Consider the following 22,860-nt stretch of genomic DNA (forward strand, 5'->3'; position numbering starts at 1 on the left):
AATTGCATTCTACAGATATTTGCAAATCAAAACTCAAAAAATGATCATAAAAAAAGCTGTTAACATCCTTCTGCTTCTGTTTATTTCTTTACCCGTTTTTTCACAACAAGAAAACAATAGCGAACCCCAAAAACAAAAATTCACCATCAGCGGTACTATTTCAGATGCAAATAGTAATGAAACCTTGATTGGTGTAAATGTTTATTTTCCTGAATTAAAATTAGGAGCTACTACCAACGAATATGGTTTTTACTCTCTCACTTTACCTAAAGGCGATTATGAGATTGAAATCAGTTATGTTGGTTTTGAAAGTATTTCCGAAAAAATTTCTTTAACAAAAAACACTAAAAAAAATTATTCTCTCAACGGATCTGGTCAAGAACTGCAAGAAGTGGTAATTAGTACAGAAAAAAATACTGCCAACATTCGGAAACCCGAAATGAGCGTTAACAAACTGTCTATTTCAGCCATCAAAAAAATGCCGGTCGTAATGGGAGAAGTTGACGTTATTAAATCTATTTTATTCCTGCCAGGAGTTACTAATGCTGGCGAAGGACAATCAGGATTTAATGTTCGCGGAGGCGGTGCAGATCAAAACCTGATTCTTTTGGACGAAGCAATGATTTTTAACTCATCACACGTCTTTGGTTTTTTCTCCGTATTTAACCCCGATGCAATTAAAGATTTAAAACTATATAAAGGCGGAATTCCTTCCAGATATGGAGGACGGGCTTCATCTGTTCTGGATATTTATCAAAAAGATGGAAACAGCAAAGATTTCCACATGAATGGAGGAGTTGGATTAATCACCAGCCGAATTCTTGCTGAAGGTCCTATTGTAAAAGATAAAGGCTCATTCTTAATTGGCGGACGCGCTTCCTATGCGCATTTATTTCTACAATTAGCTGACAATGATAATACGGCTTACTTTTATGATTTAAATACAAAGCTGAATTACAAACTCAACGCTAATAATAACTTATTCCTTTCGGGATATTTTGGCCGGGACGTATTTTCTTTAAATGAAACCTTTGCCAATACTTACGGAAATGCAACGCTGAACTTGAGATGGAATCACCTTTTTAATGATAAATTATTCTCCAATTTATCTTTCATTTACAGCGACTACTATTACGGATTAACGCTTGATTTTCTTGGGTTTGACTGGAATTCAGGCATCAAAAACTACAATTTAAAATACGATTTCAAGCATTATTTATCAAATAATATAAAATTGAATTACGGATTTAACTCCATCTACTATGACTTCAATCCGGGTACAATCGATCCTAGCGGCAGCAATTCGAACGTCAATTTTAAACAATTAGAAAAGAAATATGCTTTAGAAAATGGTATCTATTTAGAAGCAGAACAAGTTATTACCGATAAATTAGCTGTTAACTATGGTGTCCGTTACAGTATTTTTAACAGACTAGGAAGCTCAACTATAAATCAATATGAAAATGGCCAGCCAGTAGCATACGATTCGGAATTAAAAATATACGAAAAAGCAAAACCTATTGGAACAACCTTTTACAAAAAAAACAAAAGCATTGCCAATTATGACAATTTTGAGCCTCGTGTATCCGTAGCTTACGAATTAAACAAAAATCAATCTGTGAAAGCCAGTTACAACCGCATGGTACAATACCTGCAATTAGTTTCCAATACTGCCTCACCAACTCCGCTGGATGTCTGGACTCCAAGCGACAATTATCTTAAGCCACAAATTGCAGATCAGGTTGCTTTCGGATATTTTAATAATTTCAAACAAAACACATATACATTAGAAGTGGAAACTTTCTACAAAAAAATAAAAAACCGAATGGATTACATTGACGGCGCTGATTTAGTTGCCAACGAAGCAATTGAGCAGGTAATCCTAAATGGCGAAATGCGTTCCTATGGTTTGGAAGTATTACTGAGAAAGAACACAGGGAAATTTAACGGCTGGATTGCTTATACCTTATCAAAATCACAGCAGCGAACACCAGGAAGAACCCCAGACGAGATTGGAATCAATAACGGAGAATGGTATCGCTCTGCCTATGATAAACTACATAATCTGGCCTTTACTGGAAACTACTCATTAAGCGAAAAGTGGAATTTCGGGGCGAATTTCACCTTTCAGTCAGGCCAGCCCGTGACCTACCCTAATGGGCAATATGTTTATCAGGGAATTACCGTACCAAGCTATGGTGAACGAAATGGAAGCAGTCTTCCCTTATACCATCATTTAGATGTATCTGCCACATATATTCCAAAACCATTCAAGAAAAAAGGATGGCAGGGCGAATGGGTTTTTAGTATTTACAACATATACAACCGCCGAAATGCTGCCTCCATGAGTTTTAGAGAAAATGCAGAAACAGGTACAAACGAAGCCATGAAACTTTCTATTTTTGGAGCAATTCCATCTGTCTCTTATAATTTTAAATTTTAATAAAATGAAAAGCATTAAATACTATATATTATTACTAATTGTCTCATTAGGTATCACAAGCTGCGAAGAGGTAGTCGATGTCGATTTAGACACAGCACCTCCAAAATTAGTAATCGACGCATCTATTAAATGGGAAAAAGGAACTACAGGAGAAGTTCAAAAAATTGTTTTAACCACCACTACCGATTTTTATTCCAACACCATTCCTGTTGCAACGGGTGCCACTATTGTTGTAACAAATACAACTCCTAGTACTCCCATACCTTTCCAATTTATTGAAAATGGACAAACGGGAGAATACGTATGCAGCAATTTCATTCCAATAATTAACAATCAATATTCACTTACTATAACATACAAAGGACAAACCTATAGCTCATCATCAAAGTTAATGCCTACTCCAGTAATAGCATCAACGGAACAAAGCGTAAAACCAGGTATTGACGGCAAAGATTCCTATGAAATAAAATTTTATTGGCAGGATAATGGAGCTGAAGACAACTTTTATCTGGTAGGTGCTAAAAATGCCAATATTGTATATCCTGAATATGGAGTTCTTTCCGACGAATTTTTTCAAGGCAATTCAATGTTTGCATTATATCGTGATGACGAACTAGAAAAAGGAGATGTAATTCAATTCAGCATACAGGGAATCACAGAACAATACAGTAATTATATGAACAAGCTGCTTAACATTGCAGGAAGTGATGGAGGAAATCCTTTTGCTACACCGCCAGCAACCTTGAGAGGAAACATTTTCAATCAAACCAATTCAGATAATTATCCTTTAGGATTTTTTCATCTTTCCGAAATAGATTCTGATAGTTATACCATCCAGTAGTTGATCCAGCTATCCATTAACAAGTCCTCGTTTAAAAAAACTATTTTTAAACGAGGATTTTGCATTACACCCGAGCAAAGCGAACTGGCGAAGCAATCTGGGTTAAAAAATTACGAATTCTCAATTATGAATTACTGTACCAGAAATACTATCTTTGATAACTAATTGATGAAATTCATAATTCATAATTCATAATTCATAATTCATAATTCATAATTCATAATTAATTTATGTCTTCACACCACATTGTTCGCGACGACCAGGAACCAGCTTTAATTATTGCTAATGGAGCTTCCTGCCATCCCGAATTACTAGGACAATTACTCGAATGGTCACCACTGGTTATTGTACTCGATTCAGCGATGGAAAGAGTGCTGGAGTTAGGTATTAAAGTCGATGTGTTATTGGGTGATTTCGACCATGGATTTGATCCCGAAGTATACAAAACCACCCAATATCCAATAGAAATTGTGCATACTCCGGATCAAAACAAAACCGATTTAGAGAAAGCCTTTGAATATCTTATTGAAAGAAAAATTCCAGCCGTAAATGTAGTATGGGCAACCGGAAAACGTGCAGATCATACCATAACAAACCTTACGAATATTGTTCGTTATAGAAATCTGATTAAAATTGTTATCCTCGACGATCATTCCAAAATATTTCTGCTGCCGAATAAATTTGAAAAATGGTACACCGCTGGAACGCCAATTTCATTAATTCCCATTGGAGTTGTAAACGGAATCCATTCTGAAAATTTAGTATATCCTTTAGAAAACGACACACTTACCATAGGATACAGAACAGGAAGCAGCAATGAAGTTTCCCAAGACGGATTGGTAACACTAACACATACAGACGGCGATCTACTGCTTATGGAATGTATAGACTGATAATTTCAGATAAAATTATAGCTTCAGAAAATTTCAAAAAAAACCTCGCTTTATAAATTTAAAGCGAGGTTTTACTATTTTAAAAACAATACAGTTTTTACTCTCGAACTAATACTATTGTAGCCTTATATCCAGTACCCACATTCCACGGCTGATTCGTAATAGCAGTTCCTTTATCATCATAAACCTCAAATTGAGCAGTATTCGGCGAAGCTGAACCCTCGTTCAAAGCTTCAAAATCAATTTTATTAATTCCAGGCACTAAATCTATTTTGAGTTCTTTAAATGTTCCATCCAGACGAACTTCAGGTTGAACCACTTTGTCATTCAAATATATTTTTATTTTGTCGCCATCTACAAAGGCAGCATCTCTAAAACGAATACTAGAGGTAATTGTTTTCGTTTTAAAACTCCCTAAATATTGATTTCTTCTATAAAAAATACCTACTGAATCCTTCGGTTCTTTATACAGGTTTCTATCTTTAAAAAGCTCTTCCGGATTAATTTCAAATGGATCGGGCTGTTTCACAACAGCTGGCGGTGTAACTTTGGGCTCAATTTCTTTCGGAGGATTTATCTTTTTAATTTCCATCTTTTTATCTGGAACGGCTTTAGATTTAGTACTAAACTCGCTTTGAGCATATCCTTGAAAAGAAAAACTTCCTACTAAAATCAAAAACAGCATTGTCTTCATATCATCAAAATATTAAAAAAATTAAACACATTAAAACCTAATTATATAACATTCAATTAGAACCTTTATTGCCTTTACAGCACAGCAATTTTTAAAAACACTATTTAATAACAACCCGTAATTAGATTAAAATCAAGAAACATTCCGACAGCAGTTTATTATAGCTGTCTTGATTTAAGTTTTATTTCTGCAGAAAAAATTGAGATAATTTTTTATCATTTATAAAATCCCACCTCAATTCTTTTTACAACCTTTGTAAAAAAAAACAAAAAAATGAATTGGATAATTTTAATCATAGCTGGATTATTTGAAGTAGCTTTTGCTTTCTGCCTTGGAAAAGCAAAAAATGCAGCAGGAAATGAAATGTTTTTATGGTATGGAGGTTTTCTTGCCGCGCTCAGTATAAGTATGATTCTTTTAGTCAAAGCAACGCAGACTTTACCAATCGGTACGGCTTATGCAGTCTGGACAGGCATAGGAGCAGTTGGAACAGTATTGGTAGGCATTTTTATTTTTAAAGAACCGGCAACATTCTGGCGAGTATTTTTTATAATTACATTAATAGCATCTATTATTGGACTAAAAGCAGTTGCTGCTCATTAATCATATAATCACTGCTTTAAACAGACTTTATAAGTCATTTTGTTACTTGCAAAATAATAAAAGCTATGAATAATTTAGACACTCACAATCAGCGCATCGCAAAAATGACTTTTTCTTCTGTCTATCCCTTATACCTTGCAAAAGTGGAAAAGAAAGGCAGATCAAAAGAAGAATTGAATCAGGTTATAGAATGGTTAACAGGTTTTAACAATCAAAAACAGCAGGAACTCATAACTGAAAAAGCAACTTTTGAAACGTTCTTTGGGCAGGCTTCTATAAACCCCAATGCTCACCTCATTACAGGGGTTATATGTGGCTATCGTATAGAAGAAATCGAAAATAAGCTCACACAGCAGGTTCGATATCTGGATAAACTGGTAGATGAACTGGCAAAAGGCAGGAAGATGGAGAAAATTCTTCGCAATCAGTAGGCTTTTGAGCCATCGTTCCAATTAATTATCTTTACCGATTTCATTACAGAACAACTGTAAACGACTGTCATACCGATAACAAAATTGGTTTGACTATCTTTGCATCGAAATTTAGAAAATGAAATCAATAAAAAATACCGAAAAGACAAATTTACATCCAAGAAATCTTCATCGGTTTGGATATAATTTTGAACTATTAACACAAAATAATCCCGAATTAGGAAAATTTGTTTTTGTTAACCAGCACGACATTAAAACAATTGATTTTAGTGATCCTCAAGCTGTAAAACTCCTTAACCAAACCTTGCTTCAAACGGATTACGGTATTCAGAACTGGGATATTCCTAAAAATTATCTTTGTCCGCCAATACCTGGACGAGCCGACTATATCCATTACATTGCCGATTTGCTGGCTTTATCCAATAAAGGAAAAATCCCTGAAGGTGAAAATGTAATGGGACTTGACATTGGTGTAGGCTCTAATTGCATTTATCCAATTATAGGTAATACAACATACGGCTGGAGTTTTGTAGGCACTGATATTGACTTGAAAGCAATTGAAAACTGCAGTACAATTATCGAAGCCAATCCAAAATTAATTGATGTCATCAGTTTACAGCAGCAAACCGAGTCCCGATTTATTTTCAAAAATATTATTACACCTGAGGATCGATTTACATTCGTACTCTGCAATCCGCCTTTTCATAATTCTGCCGAAGAAGCACAAAAAAACGCTGCTCGGAAAGTCAATAATTTAAATCCAGGCAAACCTAAAACAGACAAACCAGTATTGAACTTTGGAGGGCAAAATGCCGAATTATGGTGCGATGGTGGCGAATTGGCATTTATCAAACAAATGATTTATGAGAGTGCGAAATATCCGATGCAGTGTCTATGGTTTACCACTTTGGTATCTAAAAGTGATAATCTGAAAAGTATTTATAAAACATTAGCCAAAGTACACCCCGCAGCTATAAAAACAATTGATATGGCTCAAGGCCAAAAAACGAGCCGCTTTGTTGCGTGGTCGTTTTTAAGTGAAGAACAGCAACATACATGGAACTTTGAAGAAAATAGGTTTTAGTTACAAACATTTTTACTATAGTAACAATAAGCCCTAAAAAATGTAATCATATAATTTTAAATTAAAATTATGAAACTTTAAAATCACATTAAAAAGTATCTTTAAAGTAAATTATAATTTTACTTACTATGCCAAAATTACTTTTGCAGTCCCTAGCATTATTAATGATTTTTGGTTGTGCCACATCCAAAAAAGAAAAATTTGATGATTATGTTTTTCAAACAAAAAAAGAAAAAAACGCTTATATAGATTCTTACAACAATGCTTTAAAACTTTGGAATGTTCCATATGTCGAAGAAAATATAAAAACTAACTATGGAACAGCTCATATTGTTATAGCTGGCCCTAAAAATGGAAAAAAATTAGTTTTACTTCATGGTATGGATGCCAGTTCAACAATGTGGTACCCAAACATTAAAGCTCTTACAAAAGAACATCAAGTATATGCAATCGATTTTTTGATGGAGCCTAATAAATCAACTTTAACATCAAATTCTCTTTCGAAAGAAGAAATCGTAATTTGGTACAATGAAATTTTTAATCACTATAAATTAAAAGATTTTGATATTGTTGCCGCTTCACGTGGTGGATGGATTGCAACTTTATTGGCTACACAAAAAAATAATTCAATCAACAAAATAGTTTTATTAAGCCCAGCACAAACATTCGAATTTATTGACAAAGTGGGAAAAACAAGCGCTGCCTTATTTTTAAAACTTTTTCCAAGTGAGAAAAAATTTGGAAAAACATTAAAAACATTTTCAACACATCCCGAAAAAATTAATTCCGTATATAAAAGACAATTTTATTTAGCTAATAAATATGCTAAATCAAATACGAGTATGCTCAAAATGCTCCCTTTTTCAGATGAAGATTTAAAATCAATTACTAACCCAGTTTTTATTTTAATTGGTGATCATGATGTAATCAATTCTGAAAAAAGTATTGAAAGAGCGCAAGAATTTTTAGTAAAAAGCAAAACCAAAATCGTAAAAGATGCTGGGCATTTTTTAAGTATTGACCAGACCAAAGAAATAAATCAGGATATGATTTCATTTTTGGAATGATGGGTATTTTTAATCTTATTATACATCGTTGTTAAGCATCAAACTTTGTAACTTTACAGTTCAAACCTTGAAAAAAGCAAATGAATTTCCAAGTTATATCAGATTATCAACCTAAAGGCGACCAGCCACAAGCTATTGAAAAATTAACTCAAGGTATTGAGGCAGGTGAACAATTTCAAACTCTTTTGGGAGTTACAGGTTCAGGAAAAACTTTTACTGTAGCTAATGTAATTCAGGAAGTTCAGAAACCAACTTTAGTCTTGGCACACAATAAAACATTAGCAGCACAATTATACTCCGAATTCAAGCAATTTTTCCCTAATAATGCAGTGGAATATTTTGTATCCTACTACGATTATTACCAGCCGGAAGCTTTTATGCCAGTCACAGGCGTTTTCATCGAAAAGGATTTATCCATCAATGAAGAGCTTGAAAAAATGCGTTTGAGCACTACCTCTTCCCTGCTTTCAGGCAGGCGCGATATTTTGGTTGTCGCATCAGTTTCCTGTCTGTATGGTATTGGAAATCCGGTGGAATTTCAAAAAAATGTAATTGCGATTGAGCGCGATCAGATTATTTCTAGAACCAAACTGCTTCGCAGTTTAGTGCAGAGTTTATACTCCAGAACTGAAGCCGATTTTACTCCTGGAAATTTCCGCATAAAAGGTGATACTGTTGAAGTTTATCCAAGTTATGCTGATGATGGTTTCCGAATTCATTTTTTTGGAGATGAAATCGAAGAAATAGAAAGCTTTGATGTAAAAACCTCAAAAGTTATTGAGAGATACGAAAAATTGACCATTTACCCAGCCAATATGTTTGTGACTTCTCCAGATGTACTGCAAGGTGCAATTTGGGAAATCCAGCAGGATTTAGTTAAACAAGTTGACTATTTCAAAGAAATAGGCAAACATCTTGAAGCTAAACGACTCGAAGAACGGACTAATTTTGATTTAGAAATGATTCGGGAATTGGGCTATTGCTCAGGAATCGAGAATTATTCCCGCTACCTTGATGGCAGACAAGCCGGAACGCGTCCCTTTTGCTTATTAGACTATTTTCCAAAAGATTATTTAATGGTTGTTGACGAAAGCCATGTAACCGTTTCACAAGTTCACGCTATGTACGGAGGTGACCGCAGCCGTAAGGAAAATTTGGTTGAATATGGTTTTCGTTTACCAGCAGCTATGGACAACCGACCTTTGAAATTTGAGGAATTTGAAGCAATGCAGAATCAGGTTATTTATGTCTCCGCAACTCCAGCCGATTATGAACTGCAAAAATCAGATGGTGTGTATGTAGAACAAGTAATCCGCCCAACTGGATTATTGGATCCAATTATTGAAATTCGTCCGAGTCTGAACCAAATTGATGATTTGATTGAGGAAATTCAGCAGCGATGTGAATTGGACGAACGTGTTTTGGTAACTACTTTGACCAAAAGGATGGCCGAAGAGTTAGCCAAATATTTAACTAAAGTAAGTATTCGCTGCCGTTACATTCACTCTGATGTTGACACACTTGAACGTATTGAGATCATGCAGGATTTACGAAAAGGAATCTTTGATGTTTTGATAGGTGTAAACTTATTAAGAGAAGGTTTAGATTTACCAGAAGTTTCCCTAGTTGCGATTCTAGATGCAGATAAAGAAGGATTTTTGAGAAGCCATCGTTCGCTGACGCAGACAATTGGACGCGCCGCTAGAAACTTAAATGGAAAAGCAATTATGTATGCTGATAAAATTACAGCCAGTATGCAGAAAACCATTGATGAAACCAGTTACAGAAGAACTAAACAAATCAATTTCAATACAGAAAACAATATTGTTCCGCAGGCATTGAACAAAAAAATTGAAAGTGCTTTTACCAACAACAAATTGGTCGAATACGAACTGGGACACACTATGAATATTGCTGCCGAACCTGAAACAGCCTATATGTCCAAACCTGATTTGGAAAAACTCATCCGCGAAAAGCGAAAAGCAATGGAAAAAGCCGCAAAAGATTTAGATTTTATGCAGGCAGCAAAACTTCGTGATGAGATTAAGGCTTTGCAGGATAAAATCAATTAAAAAATTTTAACGACAAAAAGATTAAAACCATTAAGATATTAAGCATCATTAAGTCTCTAAAAACTTAATTTTCTTAATATCTTAATGGTAAAATATATTTTAAAAAAACGATAAAGTATTGAAATCAATTATACTGTTCCTGAAAAAGACCCAATAACACTTCTGGTGGAATCATAACATTTGGAGATGCTGTCATTAACTTCAGAATGCGATTTGTAGCACTTGGATTCAATCCCATATTAATGGCTATCTGACGAATGGCTTCTTCCTCTTTTGGATGCAAAACACCATCACAATGCATCAGTAATGCTAAACGATAAAATTGCTGAATCCTCTCAAACTCAGATTTGATAACACCAACAGGCAATTCTCTGCGAAACAATTCATTAAATTCGCTTTTGCTAATACCCAACTCTTGAGCAACTATCCAAACAAATTGATACTCTCTTTCATGCAATCTGCCATCGACTACCGAAAACGCAATCATCTCCGACAGTAATTTTATTTTTTCTTCTTGGGTATTCATCAAATTTGTATTTTTAGCTAAAATATTGATTTTTTCTAAATCTAAAATAATTAGCCTTGAAAATATTTATCCTAATTCCGTTTTTATTATTTTTTGGAATAGCAGCTGCTCAGGAAAGTACTGCTTCTAAACAGGTTTCAACCTTTACAATGGAAGTTCCTCAGCTGAAAACAAGCCGGAAAATTTGGCTGTACCTGCCAAAAGATTACGAAACATCAACTAAAAAGTATCCGGTTATTTACATGCATGACGCTCAAAATCTATTTGACGCCAAAACTTCATTTGCAGGAGAATGGAATGTCGACGAAAAACTGGACAGTTTGAAAGCGCAGGTAATTGTCGTAGGAATTGAAAACGGCGGCGAAAAACGGCTGGAAGAACTAACCCCCTATAAAAATGAAAAATACGGAGGCGGAAATGCTGATAAATATCTTGAATTTATCGTAAATACATTAAAACCTGAAATCGACAAAAAATACAGAACGAAACCTAACGCCAAAAACACAACAATAATGGGAAGTTCACTGGGAGGTTTGGTTTCTTTTTATGCTGCTATAAAATATCCCGATGTCTTCGGGAAAGCAGGTGTTTTTTCTCCCGCTTTTTGGATTAACCGAAAAGACATAAATGATTACATGGCAAACAGTAAAAAACTTAAGGCCAAAATTTATTTTCTCTGCGGAGATTCTGAAGGAGACGATGATGATATGGTAAACGATCTAAATCAAATGGAAATTTTACTAAACACCAACCGCTGCTATTGCCTGCATCTCAACAAAAAAGTAATCGTAAAAGGTGGTCACCATAACGAAAAATTATGGAGAGATGGTTTTGACGATGCAATTATCTGGTTAGGATATTAAGCAGATATTATTCCATTTAAGCAAAAAAAATTATTTTTTGGAATTTTCTTTTTCCATTTGAGTAATGATACTTTTTATCGCTTCAGAACCAATTCCTTTGGCTTTAATAACTTTATTTTTATCAAGAATATAAATTACGGGCGTCGTTACAACATCATATTTATCCTTAAGGTTATTGATATGAACACCATCATAAACATTAATCCAATCGATTTTATTGTCAATGATGTATTTTTTGTATTTATCGAATTCATTTTGGGTGTAAACTCCAAAAACTTTTACATCTTTCTTTTCTTTTAACATCTCGTGGTACAGTTCTAAGATTTTAGGAATCTCTTTTTGGCAGTGTCCGCAGTCAACATCCCAAAAAATCAGAATTAAATAATCAGCTTTGACACTTGATAAAGTAAGATAAGTTTTTTCGATTTCAGGCTGGTTAGCATAATAGATTCTGGTAATTTCTTCGCTTGTTTTAGCTGTATCAAAACCCATTTTCGCAATTTTATCATGACCAGGAATATCTATCATGTAGAGCTCTGGAGCTGTTTTCCCAAGCTGCAACGGTGTTAGCACATCTCCCCTGTTTATAATAATTTTGATAACACTATCATCATAAACACCTTTGGCTTTGCCAGTTTTAAAATAATTGTCCACCATGTAAACAAAGACTTTGTCCATTCCCATTATTTTTGGAATCTCATAAGTCGAAGTAAAATAAGCTAATAAAAGCATATTCATTTTAGTCCCTTGCTTAGTTTTGAGCATCATTCGATCGATCTCAACGCAAATTGAATCAGGATTCTGAACAACAACATTATTAAAATATTGTTTTATTTTATTTGCAAAAAATGGATTTTTCAGCATCGCATCATCTTCGAAATTAACTCCATCCCAAAAATGTTTTTTATAATAGTTATAAGAATAAATACTGTCAGGTCTGCCATTGGAAGCTTTAGGGATATTCTTTGCAGTTTTCTCCGATTTTAAATTGATCATTTCCGAAAGATAATTTCCTTTGTTTTGCGCAATTACATTCAAATCCGTTTCTAAAATAGCCTCATTCAAGACTTTGAATTCCTTAGTTATAATCGCAGTAGAATCTGTTTTTTTCTGTTCTTTTAATGCTTTTTTAAAACTGTCGAATTCTTTATTTTTTGCCGTTACAAAACGAATATAATTGAAGAAATTTTCATTTTGTCTGGAATTAATGGATTTCAGATTTTCGATCAAATTAGATTTATCAGAAGTGATCTGCTGTTTTTGTGATTGCTCATCTATTATGAAATCAAAATAATTTCCTTTCTCCTGACTGAATAAAAAGTAAACTCCCTTATCTAAATTTTTCTTTCCCTTGAAAACAATATTTCCGTTGACCACTTTTTTGCAGGTATCAGCAATATACAGTTTATCAAATTGATAAAAGGCTAAGTATGCAACGGTGTCTTTACAATTCTTTAAATTAATTTTAATTTCATGGCCAGACTGAGCCTGTACAAATATCAAACAAAAAAAGAGAACGAAACTTAGTGTAATTTTCTTCATACTTAAACAATCTTTAAGACTCTTTATCTTTTTATTAGCGGACAAATCTTTTATTAACCCCAAAAATAATCTAATTTCAAATAATTAGCAAAGTGTTTTTGACAGCAGAAAATAATAAAAAGAAATTCATTTTGTAAATGCTTATCTTTGCACTTTAAACATACAAAAATGACAAATAACGATATATTCAAAAAACTTCGGGTAGCATTGATGCTCCGTGATGATCAAATAGTAGAAATTTTGGAATTGGTAGATTTCAGAATTTCAAAATCTGAATTAGGAGCTTTTTTCCGTGATGAAAAACACGAAAATTATATGGAATGCGGTGATCAGGTATTGCGTAATTTCCTAAACGGATTAGTAATTCATTTGAGAGGAACAAAAGAAAACCCGAAAAATCCGAATGACGTTATTGCCAAACATAAAGCACAAATTCCAGCAAAAAATAGTGATTCCAAAAGACCTGGCTCGAGCAATAGCGAACAGGTGAAACAATTTAAGCCAAAAGCCAAAGACCCTGAAAAAGACAGAGCAGATCAAGCTCCAGGAAAATCAAGTTCTACAGCTAAAAAACCTGCAAAAAAGCAATTCCCAAAAGGCAACGGCAAACCATCTGTTGTAGAAAAAGTGAAATACAATTTTGGTAAGAACAAAAAATCCTAAGTTTTCTTAGGATTTTTTGTTTTACAGTAATTTTGAGCCAAGAGCTAATTAAGAACTGCAGCTCAACATGGAACAGCCTACTTTATCTCTAGCCCAATCTGGTCTTTTTGCAAACCATTTTTGGCTGTCGTGCTGTTCATCATAAGGTTTTTTCAGTAACTCAAACAATTCATTCAGTAAAGAATAATCACCTTTATCGGCATCATCAATACATAATTGAGCCATGTAATTTCGTAATACGTATTTAGGATTCACTGAATTCATCTGCTCTTTTCTTTCATCATCTGTCAGCGTTTCTTCACTGATTCGGCTGCTATAATGTCGAAGCCAAGTTTTCCAATTATCCAAAACCGATTCTTCAAGATTTTTATAAAAAGCTTCTTTAATTTTTTCGAAAGCAATTTCATCCGAGTCTGTTTTTAAAATAGTACCCAAATTTCTAAAGAAAATAGTCATGTCTGTTTCTGCTAATTGAAGCAGTTCAGTCAGGCTTTCAATTAGAGCAGTATCTTGATCCTTACTTATTTTAAACCCGAGTTTATTACGCATCATATTCAAATACTCCGCTTCATAATCACTGCTAAAAGCTTTTAAAATTTCCTCAAGTGGTTTGGCATCATTTATTATAGGAAACAAAGCATTTGCCAATTGATATAAATTCCACAAAGCGACATTAGGCTGATTCCCGAAGCGGTATCTTTTATTTTGTCTGTCGGTTGTATTTGGAGTCCAATTAGGGTCGTAATCTTCCAGCCAGCCATAAGGACCATAATCTATAGTTAATCCGTGAATCGACATATTATCAGTATTCATAACACCATGAACAAAACCTACCCGCTGCCAATGCACAATCATTTTCAGGGTAGTTTGTGTTACCTCTTTAAAGAAAGCAAGATATTTTTCGGCTCCTTCACTTTTAATATCTGGAAAATGATATTTAATAGTAAAATCAGCTAATAATTTGAGATTAACACGGTCATTTCTGGAAGCAAACAATTCAAAACTTCCAAAACGGATAAACGAAGGCGCCACCCTGCAGACAACAGCTCCTTTTTCGTAAGCCGGATTTCCGTTATAGAGAATATCACGTAAAACCTGATCTCCCGAGAGTACCAGCGAAAGTGAGCGCGTTGTAGGAACACCCAAATAATGCATGGCTTCGGCACATAAATATTCACGAATGGAAGAACGAAGTACAGCAAAACCATCTGCTGTTCGGGAATATGGCGTTGGCCCTGCTCCTTTTAACTGCAATGTATACGATTTATTATTGTGAATTATTTCCGTTAAATTAATAGCACGTCCGTCTCCCAGTTGCCCTGCCCAATTACCAAACTGATGCCCTGCATAAGCCAAAGCATATGGCCTAGTTTCTGGATAAAGACTATTTCCCGAAAAAATATTCAAAAAATCTTCTGATAAAATATCTTCATGAGACATTCCCAACAAATCAGCCACGTCTTCTGATGCATGAATCAAAGAAGGATTTGAAGGTTTCTTTGGCTCAACATACGAAAAGAATGCTTTTTCTACCTGTCTTGGAATATTGATTTCACTTGGATCGGCAGGCATTTCGGCTGTAAAATTATTTTGAATATGAAGTTTCATTTTTCCTAAATTTATATTACGTAAAGTTATTCCATATCTCACACATAATTGAAACCTTGCAATAACTTTATTTTATAAGCCACTTCAATATCCTTATAAAGCAAAATGACATTTATAAAACGTAAGCAGCAGATAATTTTGAAGATTCCGAAATATTAATTTAGTTTTGCTAAAAAACACATGAAATCATTTGATGTAGCTATTATTGGCAGTGGTCCCGCAGGTGCTTCGGCAGCTTTTGAATTATCTAAATCAGGAATTTCAACAGTAATTATAGAAAAAGAAATATTACCAAGATATAAAACTTGTGGCGGAGGCCTTGTTTTTAGAGGTCTAAAAATGATGCCATTTGATATATCATCAGTAGTTGAAAAAGAATTCTATGCAATTGACACTTATTTTTCCAAAAAACATCCCTGCATAACAACCCGAAGAGAAAAACCAATCGTAAGCATGGTGATGCGCGATGCTTTTGATAATTTAATAGTTGAAAAAGCAAAAAGTAACGGAGTAACTTTATTGCAGAATCATAAAGTAGTAGACATTACTTTTGGAGACATCCAAACAATTCACACAACTGAAGGAGATATTGCTGCAAAATTTATTATAGCCGCCGATGGTGCTTTGAGCCCAATAGCAAAAATAGCAGGCTGGAAAGAAACAAGAACCCTTATTCCTGCATTAGAATATGAAATTGAAGTTCCGGCTGCAGATTTTGAACGATTGTCAAATGATGCACGTTTTGATATTGATGCTATTCCTTATGGTTACGCATGGTGTTTTCCTAAAAAAAATCATCTTTCAATTGGGGTTGCTGTTGTTGTGAAAACCAATAAAAAAATCAATCTTAAAGAATATTATGCCGAGTATTTAAAAATATTAGGTATTACCGAAATTCTTAAAGAAGAAGGGCATGGTTTTGTTATTCCTGTAGCACCTAGAACAGATACTTTTGTACAAAAAAATGTATTCTTAACTGGAGATTCAGCGGGTCTTGCCGATCCATTAGTCGCAGAAGGTATTTCTAATTCCATTTTAAGCGGTGTACTAGCTGCTCAGTCCATAATAGAAAGTAACTTAGATTACGAAAAAGCTTCTTCTTTATACATTGAGAAATTAGAAACGACTATTTTACCAGAAGTTCAAAAAGCTGGAGTACTGGCACATCATTTTTATAATAAAAAAACCTTTAGAAATATTATTTTAAAAAAATATGGACAATATGCTGCTGAAGCAATGACTGATCTGTTTATGGGAGAAAGATCATACCCAGATGACTATTTGAAACGCATTAGCAAAAAAATAAAAGAGGCTATTTTTTAAAAAAACTGTACCACCAACTTCATCCATAAAAAAATCCTGAGCTTTCACTCAGGATTTTTTTATATATAAACTTTTTATTCTAATTAAGAAAGCGCAGCCTGTACTTGATCAGCAGCTTCTTGAAATTGTACTGCAGATAAAATTGGCATTCCAGAATTATCGATTAATTCTTTTGCAATTTCAGCATTTGTACCTTGCAGACGAACAATGATTGGCACTTTAATAGCGTCTCCCATGTTTTTGTAAGCATCAACAACACCTTGAGCAACACGGTCACAACGAACGATTCCTCCAAAAATGTTAATCAAAATTGCTTTTACGTTTTGATCTTTCAAGATAATACGGAAAGCAGTTTCAACACGTTTTGCATCAGCAGTTCCACCTACGTCAAGGAAGTTTGCAGGCTCAAAACCAGCATACTTAATTAAATCCATAGTTGCCATTGCAAGACCAGCACCGTTTACCATACATCCTACAGTTCCGTCAAGATCTACATAGTTCAATCCTACTTCTTTTGCTTCAACCTCGATTGGATTTTCCTCACGGATGTCACGCATATCAGCATATTTCTTTTGTCTGTATAAAGCGTTGTCATCGATATTTACTTTAGCATCAACTGCCAAGATTTTATCATCAGATGTTTTCAAAACTGGATTGATTTCAAACATAGAAGCATCAGAACCAATGTAAGCATTGTATAATGAATCAATGAATTTCACCATTTCCTTGAAAGCATTTCCAGAAAGACCTAAATTAAAGGCAATTCTTCTTGCCTGAAAACCTTGCAATCCAACAGATGGATCAATCTCTTCAGTAAAAATTAAGTGAGGAGTATGCTCAGCAACTTCTTCGATATCCATACCTCCTTCGGTAGAATACATAATCATGTTGCGTCCTGTAGCTCTGTTTAAAAGAACAGAAACATAAAACTCAGAAGTTTCACTTTCACCTGGATAGTAAACATCCTCAGCGATTAAAACTTTGTGTACTTTTTTCCCTTCAGCAGAAGTCTGCGGAGTGATTAACTGCATTCCGATAATTTCTTCTGCAATTCCTTCTACTTTGTCAATTCCTTTGGCAAGTTTAACTCCACCGCCTTTTCCACGTCCACCTGCGTGAATTTGTGCTTTAACCACATACCAGCTTGTTCCAGTTTCAGTAGTTAATTGTTTTGCAGCAGCTACAGCTTCTACTGGGCTATTAGCTACGATTCCGCGTTGAATGCGAACTCCATAGCTAGCTAAAATCTCTTTTCCTTGATATTCGTGTATGTTCATAATATAGAATTTGTCTGGATTCTGAATCTATTTCAGAATAAAAGTGGCACAAAAATAGAAAAATTTAATTTAATTAAAATTTTTTTTAAGCATATAATAAGTTATATGAAATTAAAAATTTTAAAACATAACATCTTAAACGCAACAATATCTAAAATTTAAAAATAATCAGCTATTTTGTTAAAATAATTATCACTAAAAAGTATAACCCAATATTTATTACAAAAACAGACTCATTCAAAAGATTACAAAATTATTTTTTGCTGATATGTCAATTCAAAAGTAAAAAATCAGCATTATTATCAATTATACATTACTTTTTTAATTTTATAGTAAAAATAGAACCTTTACCACCAGATTCATTCGTTATATGTTAAGAAATCTTTAATTTTGTCAAAAAAAATATCAAGCATGAGAGTTAAAGAACAAGGGCTTTATTTACCCGAATTTGAGCACGACAACTGTGGCGCAGGATTTATATGTAATTTGAACGGAATTAAGTCTAATGACATTATTCATAAGGCTCTAGACATCCTAATCAAGCTGGAACATCGTGGAGCGGTAAGCTCGGACGGAAGAACTGGAGACGGAGCTGGAATTTTATTTGATATCCCGCATGACTTCTTTAAAAAAGTCTGTGATTTTGAAATACCAGAAGTCAGAGAATATGCTGTAGGTATGACCTTTATGCCAAAAAGCCCTAACCAAGTTGCTTTTTGTAAAGAAACTTTTGAATCTGCCATAAAAGATCAAAACCTATCAATTTTAGGATGGAGAGATGTTCCTGTAGATGTTTCTAATTTAGGACAGATTGCAGCAGAAAAAGAACCAACCGTTAAACAAGTATTTGTTGGTAAAAACGGTTTAGATATTACTGAACAGCAGTTCAATGCCAAATTATTCATGGCTAGAAAAATTGCTGAACATAAAATCCGTAACTCAAGAACTTCGGAAAGTCATATGTTTTACTTTTCAAGCTGTTCTACAACTACTATAATATATAAAGGACTATTGATGCCGGAAGACATCAGCAGATACTATACTGATTTATTAGACAGCGATTTGGTAACCCGTTTAGCATTGGTTCACCAGCGTTTCTCTACAAACACTTTCCCTTCTTGGGATTTGGCACAGCCTTTTAGATATATGTGTCACAATGGTGAAATCAACACATTAAGAGGAAACGTGAGCAGAATGCGTGCTCGTGAAGAATTAATGAAAAGTGATGTTTTTGGAGAAGATTTGAAAAAATTATTCCCAATCATCTTAGAAGGAAAATCAGATTCAGCTTCTATGGATATGGTTGTTGAGTTATTATTAATGACTGGACGTTCGTTGCCAGAAGTTATGATGATGGTTGTTCCTGAAGCATGGGAAAAACACAAAACCATGTCGGATGAGAAAAAAGCATTCTACGAATACAATGCTTGTATCATGGAGCCATGGGATGGTCCTGCTTCTATTCCATTTACAGACGGAAATGTTATTGGAGCATTGCTAGACAGAAATGGATTGCGTCCATCTCGTTATACACTGACCAAAAGCGGTTTCGTTATCATGTCATCAGAAATTGGTGTTCTTGATATCAAACCTGAAGATGTAATACAGCACGGAAGACTGGAACCAGGAAAAATGTTCCTTGTTGACATGAATGAAGGCCGTATCATCGAAGACGAAGAAGTTAAACATTCAGTAGTTACAAAACGTCCATATAGAGAATGGCTAAACAGCAATTTATTGCAATTGGCTAACATTCCTTATACAAATAACGAAATCCCAACAGAACAAATTGATTTCGAAACCAGACTTCGTTTGTTCGGATATACTCATGAGGATTTAAAAACCATGATTAATCCAATGGGTGCTCAAGGCAATGAAGCATTGAGTTCTATGGGTAATGATACTCCTTTGGCAGTATTGTCAGATCAGCCACAATTGTTGTATAACTACTTCAAAGAATTATTTGCTCAGGTAACGAATCCGCCTTTGGATGGTATCCGTGAAGAAATTATTACTGATACAAGTTTAGCAATTGGAGGCGATTACAACATCTTTGACATTACTGATGTTCACTGTAAAAAAATCAAAATTCAAAATCCTGTAATATCTAATGAGGATTTAGATAAAATAAAAAATCTTGACCATGCTGATTTCAAATCGGTTACTATTTCTACTTTATACAAAATAGAAAAAGGTGTAAATGGTATGGAGCGTGCATTGGAAAAATGTGTTCAGGCAACTTTCAAAGCAGTTTCAGAAGGATGTAATATCGTTGTTCTTTCAGACAGAGGCGTAACAGAAGAATTAGCTCCAATACCAATGTTATTGGCTACTTCTTACATACACCATACTTTGAACATCCTTAAAGTTCGTTCAAATTTCGGAATCATAATCGAATCTGCTGAACCACGTGAACCGCATCATTTCGCTTTATTATTCGGATATGGCGCAAGTGCAATCAACCCTTACATGGTAAATGAAATTATTCACAACCAAGTAAATGAAGGACACATAACTGGCGTTAAAGCTGATTATGCGATTGCAAACTTCAACAAAGCGATTGCAAAAGGAATTGTAAAAATCATGAACAAAATTGGTATCTCTACTTTACATTCATACAGAGCTGCCCAGATTTTTGAAATTTTAGGTCTTAACAAAACATTCTCTTCAAAATATTTCCCATACACTCCATCAAGAATTGAAGGTATAGGTTTAATGGAAATTGAAAGAGAAGTTAAGAAAAGACACCAAAATGCATTCCCTAAATCTAAAATTGCAAATCTATTGCCTTTAGAAATAGGAGGTGTTTACAGATGGAGAAGAAACGGTGAGAAACACATGTTCAATCCGACAACTATTTCAAAACTACAGCAAGCCGTTCGTTTGAACAGCCCTGAAAGTTATAAAGAATACTCTAAAATGGTCAACGAACAAAGTGAAAACTTAATGACTATTAGAGGTTTATTCGAATTCAACAACCTTGACCCTATTTCTATTGACGAAGTAGAACCATGGACTGAAATCGTGAAAAAATTCAAAACTGGTGCTATGTCCTATGGATCTATCAGCCAGGAAGCTCACGAAAATCTAGCGATTGCCATGAACAGAATTGGAGGTAAATCTAACTCTGGAGAAGGTGGAGAAAACCCAAAACGTTTCCAAAAAGAAATGAATGGAGATTCAAAAAACAGTGCTATCAAACAAGTAGCTTCTGGAAGATTTGGAGTTTCTATCAACTATTTGACAAACGCTCAGGAGATTCAGATTAAAATGGCTCAAGGTGCAAAACCTGGAGAAGGTGGTCAGTTACCTGGTGAAAAAGTAGTGCCTTGGATTGCAGAAACAAGAAACTCTACTCCTTATGTAGGTCTTATTTCTCCTCCGCCGCATCATGATATTTATTCTATTGAAGATTTATCTCAATTGATATTTGACTTAAAAAATGCTAACCGTGAAGCAAGAGTTAACGTTAAGTTAGTTGCTGAAGTAGGTGTTGGAACAATTGCTGCCGGTGTTGCCAAAGCAAAAGCTGATGTTATCCTTATATCAGGTTATGACGGAGGAACGGGTGCTGCACCTTTAACTTCGTTACAACACACAGGTATTCCATGGGAACTTGGTTTAGCTGAAGCACAACAAACTTTAATCTTGAACGACTTAAGAAGCCGTGTAGTTCTAGAATGTGACGGACAATTGAAAACAGGACGTGATGTTGCTATAGCCGCTTTATTGGGTGCTGAAGAATTCGGATTTGCTACTGCTCCGCTTGTAGCTTCTGGATGTATCATGATGAGAGCTTGTCACTTGAATACCTGCCCAGTAGGTATTGCAACACAGGATCCTGAATTGAGAAAAAACTTCAAAGGAACACCAGAGCACGTAATTAACTTCATGTACTTTATCGCTGAAGAGTTAAGAGAAATCATGGCACAGCTTGGATTCAGAACATTGAAAGAAATGGTTGGACAATCGCAAAAACTGAATGTTAATAAAGCTATCAAGCATTACAAAGCAAATGGATTAGACTTATCTACCATTCTTTACAAACCAGAAAAAGCAAAAACAGTTCCAAACCATAATACAACAACTCAAGATCACGCATTAGAAAATGTACTTGATTTTGATATTATTAAAGCTGCAATTCCATCTATTTATAGAAAAGAAAGAACAAGAGTTACTTTTGATATCAAAAATACAGACCGTTCTGTTGGTGCTATCTTAAGTAATGAAATTTCAAAAATATACGGATCACAAGGATTACCTGAAGATACTATTCTTGTTGACTTTACTGGTTCTGCTGGACAAAGTTTTGGAGCATTTGCTACTAACGGTTTATCATTCAAAATACACGGAAACTGTAATGACTACTTAGGAAAAGGTCTTTCTGGAGGAAAATTAATCATTAAAGTACCGCCGACTGCTACTTTCAAACCAGAAGATAACATAATCATTGGTAACGTTGCTCTTTATGGTGCAATCACTGGAGAAGCCTATATCAACGGTATGGCTGGTGAGCGTTTTGCAGTAAGAAACTCTGGAGCTACAGCAGTAGTGGAAGGAATTGGAGATCACGGTTGTGAGTACATGACTGGGGGAACTGTAGTTGTCTTGGGTAAAACAGGAAGAAACTTCGCAGCTGGTATGAGCGGTGGTGTTGCCTATGTATACGATGACAAAAAGAAATTTGAAAATGGATTGTGCAATATGGAAATGGTTGCCTTAGAGACATTGGAAGAAGAAGATTTAGCGACATTAAAACGCCTAATCAAAAATCATTCGATGTATACCAACAGCCCACTGGCAAAACGCCTTTTAGCTGATTGGGAAAACGAAAGCAAAAATTTCACAAAAGTTATGCCAACTGATTACAAAAAAGCATTGAAAAGATTGGCAGAAGAAAAGCAAATTCAAGAATTAATAGCACAATAGT

General features: G+C 34.6%; 17 protein-coding genes. 12 read left to right on the forward strand and 5 right to left on the reverse strand.

Annotation, left to right across the window (positions count from 1 at the left end; genetic code table 11):
• Positions 1-40 precede the first annotated feature (40 nt).
• From C8P67_RS02165 to C8P67_RS02175, 3 genes are all read left to right on the forward strand, one after another.
• A complete protein-coding gene (locus tag C8P67_RS02165) occupies positions 41-2,443 on the forward strand; it encodes a TonB-dependent receptor (protein WP_115809892.1) in 2,403 nt (800 codons plus the stop codon).
• A gap of 4 nt (positions 2,444-2,447) precedes the next feature.
• Complete coding sequence (locus C8P67_RS02170) at positions 2,448-3,284, forward strand: DUF4249 family protein (protein ID WP_115809894.1); 837 nt, start codon at positions 2,448-2,450, stop codon at positions 3,282-3,284.
• A 230-nt stretch (positions 3,285-3,514) separates the two neighbouring features.
• Positions 3,515-4,177 (forward strand): thiamine diphosphokinase, encoded by a 663-nt coding sequence (locus C8P67_RS02175; RefSeq protein WP_115809896.1) that lies wholly within the window; start codon positions 3,515-3,517, stop codon positions 4,175-4,177.
• Positions 4,178-4,274: 97 nt separating this feature from the next.
• Here C8P67_RS02175 and C8P67_RS02180 read toward each other — a convergent pair whose 3' ends face one another.
• Positions 4,275-4,871 (reverse strand): hypothetical protein, encoded by a 597-nt coding sequence (locus C8P67_RS02180; RefSeq protein WP_115809898.1) that lies wholly within the window; start codon positions 4,869-4,871, stop codon positions 4,275-4,277.
• A gap of 273 nt (positions 4,872-5,144) precedes the next feature.
• Here C8P67_RS02180 and C8P67_RS02185 point away from each other — a divergent pair, with 273 nt between their 5' ends.
• From C8P67_RS02185 to uvrB, 5 genes are all read left to right on the forward strand, one after another.
• Positions 5,145-5,474, forward strand: a complete 330-nt coding sequence (locus C8P67_RS02185) for a DMT family transporter (protein ID WP_115809900.1) — start codon at positions 5,145-5,147, stop codon at positions 5,472-5,474.
• 65 nt (positions 5,475-5,539) lie between these two features.
• On the forward strand, positions 5,540-5,905 hold the full coding sequence (locus tag C8P67_RS02190) for a DUF2200 domain-containing protein (RefSeq protein WP_115809902.1): 366 nt from the start codon (positions 5,540-5,542) through the stop codon (positions 5,903-5,905).
• A gap of 118 nt (positions 5,906-6,023) precedes the next feature.
• Positions 6,024-6,989, forward strand: coding sequence for a 23S rRNA (adenine(1618)-N(6))-methyltransferase RlmF (gene rlmF, locus C8P67_RS02195; RefSeq protein WP_115809904.1), 966 nt, complete (start codon positions 6,024-6,026; stop codon positions 6,987-6,989).
• Positions 6,990-7,117: 128 nt separating this feature from the next.
• Positions 7,118-8,056, forward strand: a complete 939-nt coding sequence (locus C8P67_RS02200) for an alpha/beta fold hydrolase (protein ID WP_115809906.1) — start codon at positions 7,118-7,120, stop codon at positions 8,054-8,056.
• Between the two features lie 80 nt (positions 8,057-8,136).
• The gene (uvrB, locus tag C8P67_RS02205) at positions 8,137-10,128 is read left to right on the forward strand and encodes an excinuclease ABC subunit UvrB (protein ID WP_115809908.1); all 1,992 of its coding nucleotides are present in this window, start codon (positions 8,137-8,139) and stop codon (positions 10,126-10,128) included.
• Positions 10,129-10,252: 124 nt separating this feature from the next.
• Here the strand turns inward: uvrB and C8P67_RS02210 are convergent, their stop codons facing one another.
• Positions 10,253-10,654: a TerB family tellurite resistance protein gene (locus tag C8P67_RS02210; protein WP_115809910.1), complete on the reverse strand. Its 402-nt coding sequence runs from the start codon at positions 10,652-10,654 to the stop codon at positions 10,253-10,255.
• Positions 10,655-10,710: 56 nt separating this feature from the next.
• On the opposite strand from C8P67_RS02210, the gene C8P67_RS02215 reads away from it, so the two are divergent.
• Positions 10,711-11,517 carry an alpha/beta hydrolase gene (locus C8P67_RS02215; RefSeq protein WP_245980359.1) on the forward strand — a complete coding sequence of 269 codons (807 nt, stop codon included), beginning with the start codon at positions 10,711-10,713 and terminating at the stop codon, positions 11,515-11,517.
• Positions 11,518-11,547: 30 nt separating this feature from the next.
• Here C8P67_RS02215 and C8P67_RS02220 read toward each other — a convergent pair whose 3' ends face one another.
• Complete coding sequence (locus tag C8P67_RS02220; protein WP_115809912.1) at positions 11,548-13,059, reverse strand: thioredoxin-like domain-containing protein; 1,512 nt, start codon at positions 13,057-13,059, stop codon at positions 11,548-11,550.
• Between the two features lie 168 nt (positions 13,060-13,227).
• Here C8P67_RS02220 and C8P67_RS02225 point away from each other — a divergent pair, with 168 nt between their 5' ends.
• The gene (locus C8P67_RS02225; RefSeq protein WP_115809914.1) at positions 13,228-13,722 is read left to right on the forward strand and encodes a DUF1456 family protein; all 495 of its coding nucleotides are present in this window, start codon (positions 13,228-13,230) and stop codon (positions 13,720-13,722) included.
• Between the two features lie 48 nt (positions 13,723-13,770).
• Here C8P67_RS02225 and C8P67_RS02230 read toward each other — a convergent pair whose 3' ends face one another.
• Entirely contained in the window at positions 13,771-15,330 is a 1,560-nt protein-coding gene (locus tag C8P67_RS02230; RefSeq protein ID WP_115809916.1) for a protein adenylyltransferase SelO, read from the reverse strand.
• A 180-nt stretch (positions 15,331-15,510) separates the two neighbouring features.
• On the opposite strand from C8P67_RS02230, the gene C8P67_RS02235 reads away from it, so the two are divergent.
• A complete protein-coding gene (locus C8P67_RS02235) occupies positions 15,511-16,653 on the forward strand; it encodes a geranylgeranyl reductase family protein (protein ID WP_115809918.1) in 1,143 nt (380 codons plus the stop codon).
• An 83-nt stretch (positions 16,654-16,736) separates the two neighbouring features.
• Here the strand turns inward: C8P67_RS02235 and sucC are convergent, their stop codons facing one another.
• Positions 16,737-17,930: an ADP-forming succinate--CoA ligase subunit beta gene (gene sucC / locus C8P67_RS02240; RefSeq protein ID WP_115809920.1), complete on the reverse strand. Its 1,194-nt coding sequence runs from the start codon at positions 17,928-17,930 to the stop codon at positions 16,737-16,739.
• Positions 17,931-18,341: 411 nt separating this feature from the next.
• Here sucC and gltB point away from each other — a divergent pair, with 411 nt between their 5' ends.
• The gene (gltB, locus tag C8P67_RS02245) at positions 18,342-22,859 is read left to right on the forward strand and encodes a glutamate synthase large subunit (protein WP_115809922.1); all 4,518 of its coding nucleotides are present in this window, start codon (positions 18,342-18,344) and stop codon (positions 22,857-22,859) included.
• The last annotated feature ends 1 nt before the right edge of the window (position 22,860 follow it).

The sequence above is a fragment of the Flavobacterium aquicola genome, assembly GCF_003385115.1.
In the GTDB taxonomy this organism is placed as follows: Bacteria; Bacteroidota; Bacteroidia; order Flavobacteriales; family Flavobacteriaceae; genus Flavobacterium; species Flavobacterium aquicola.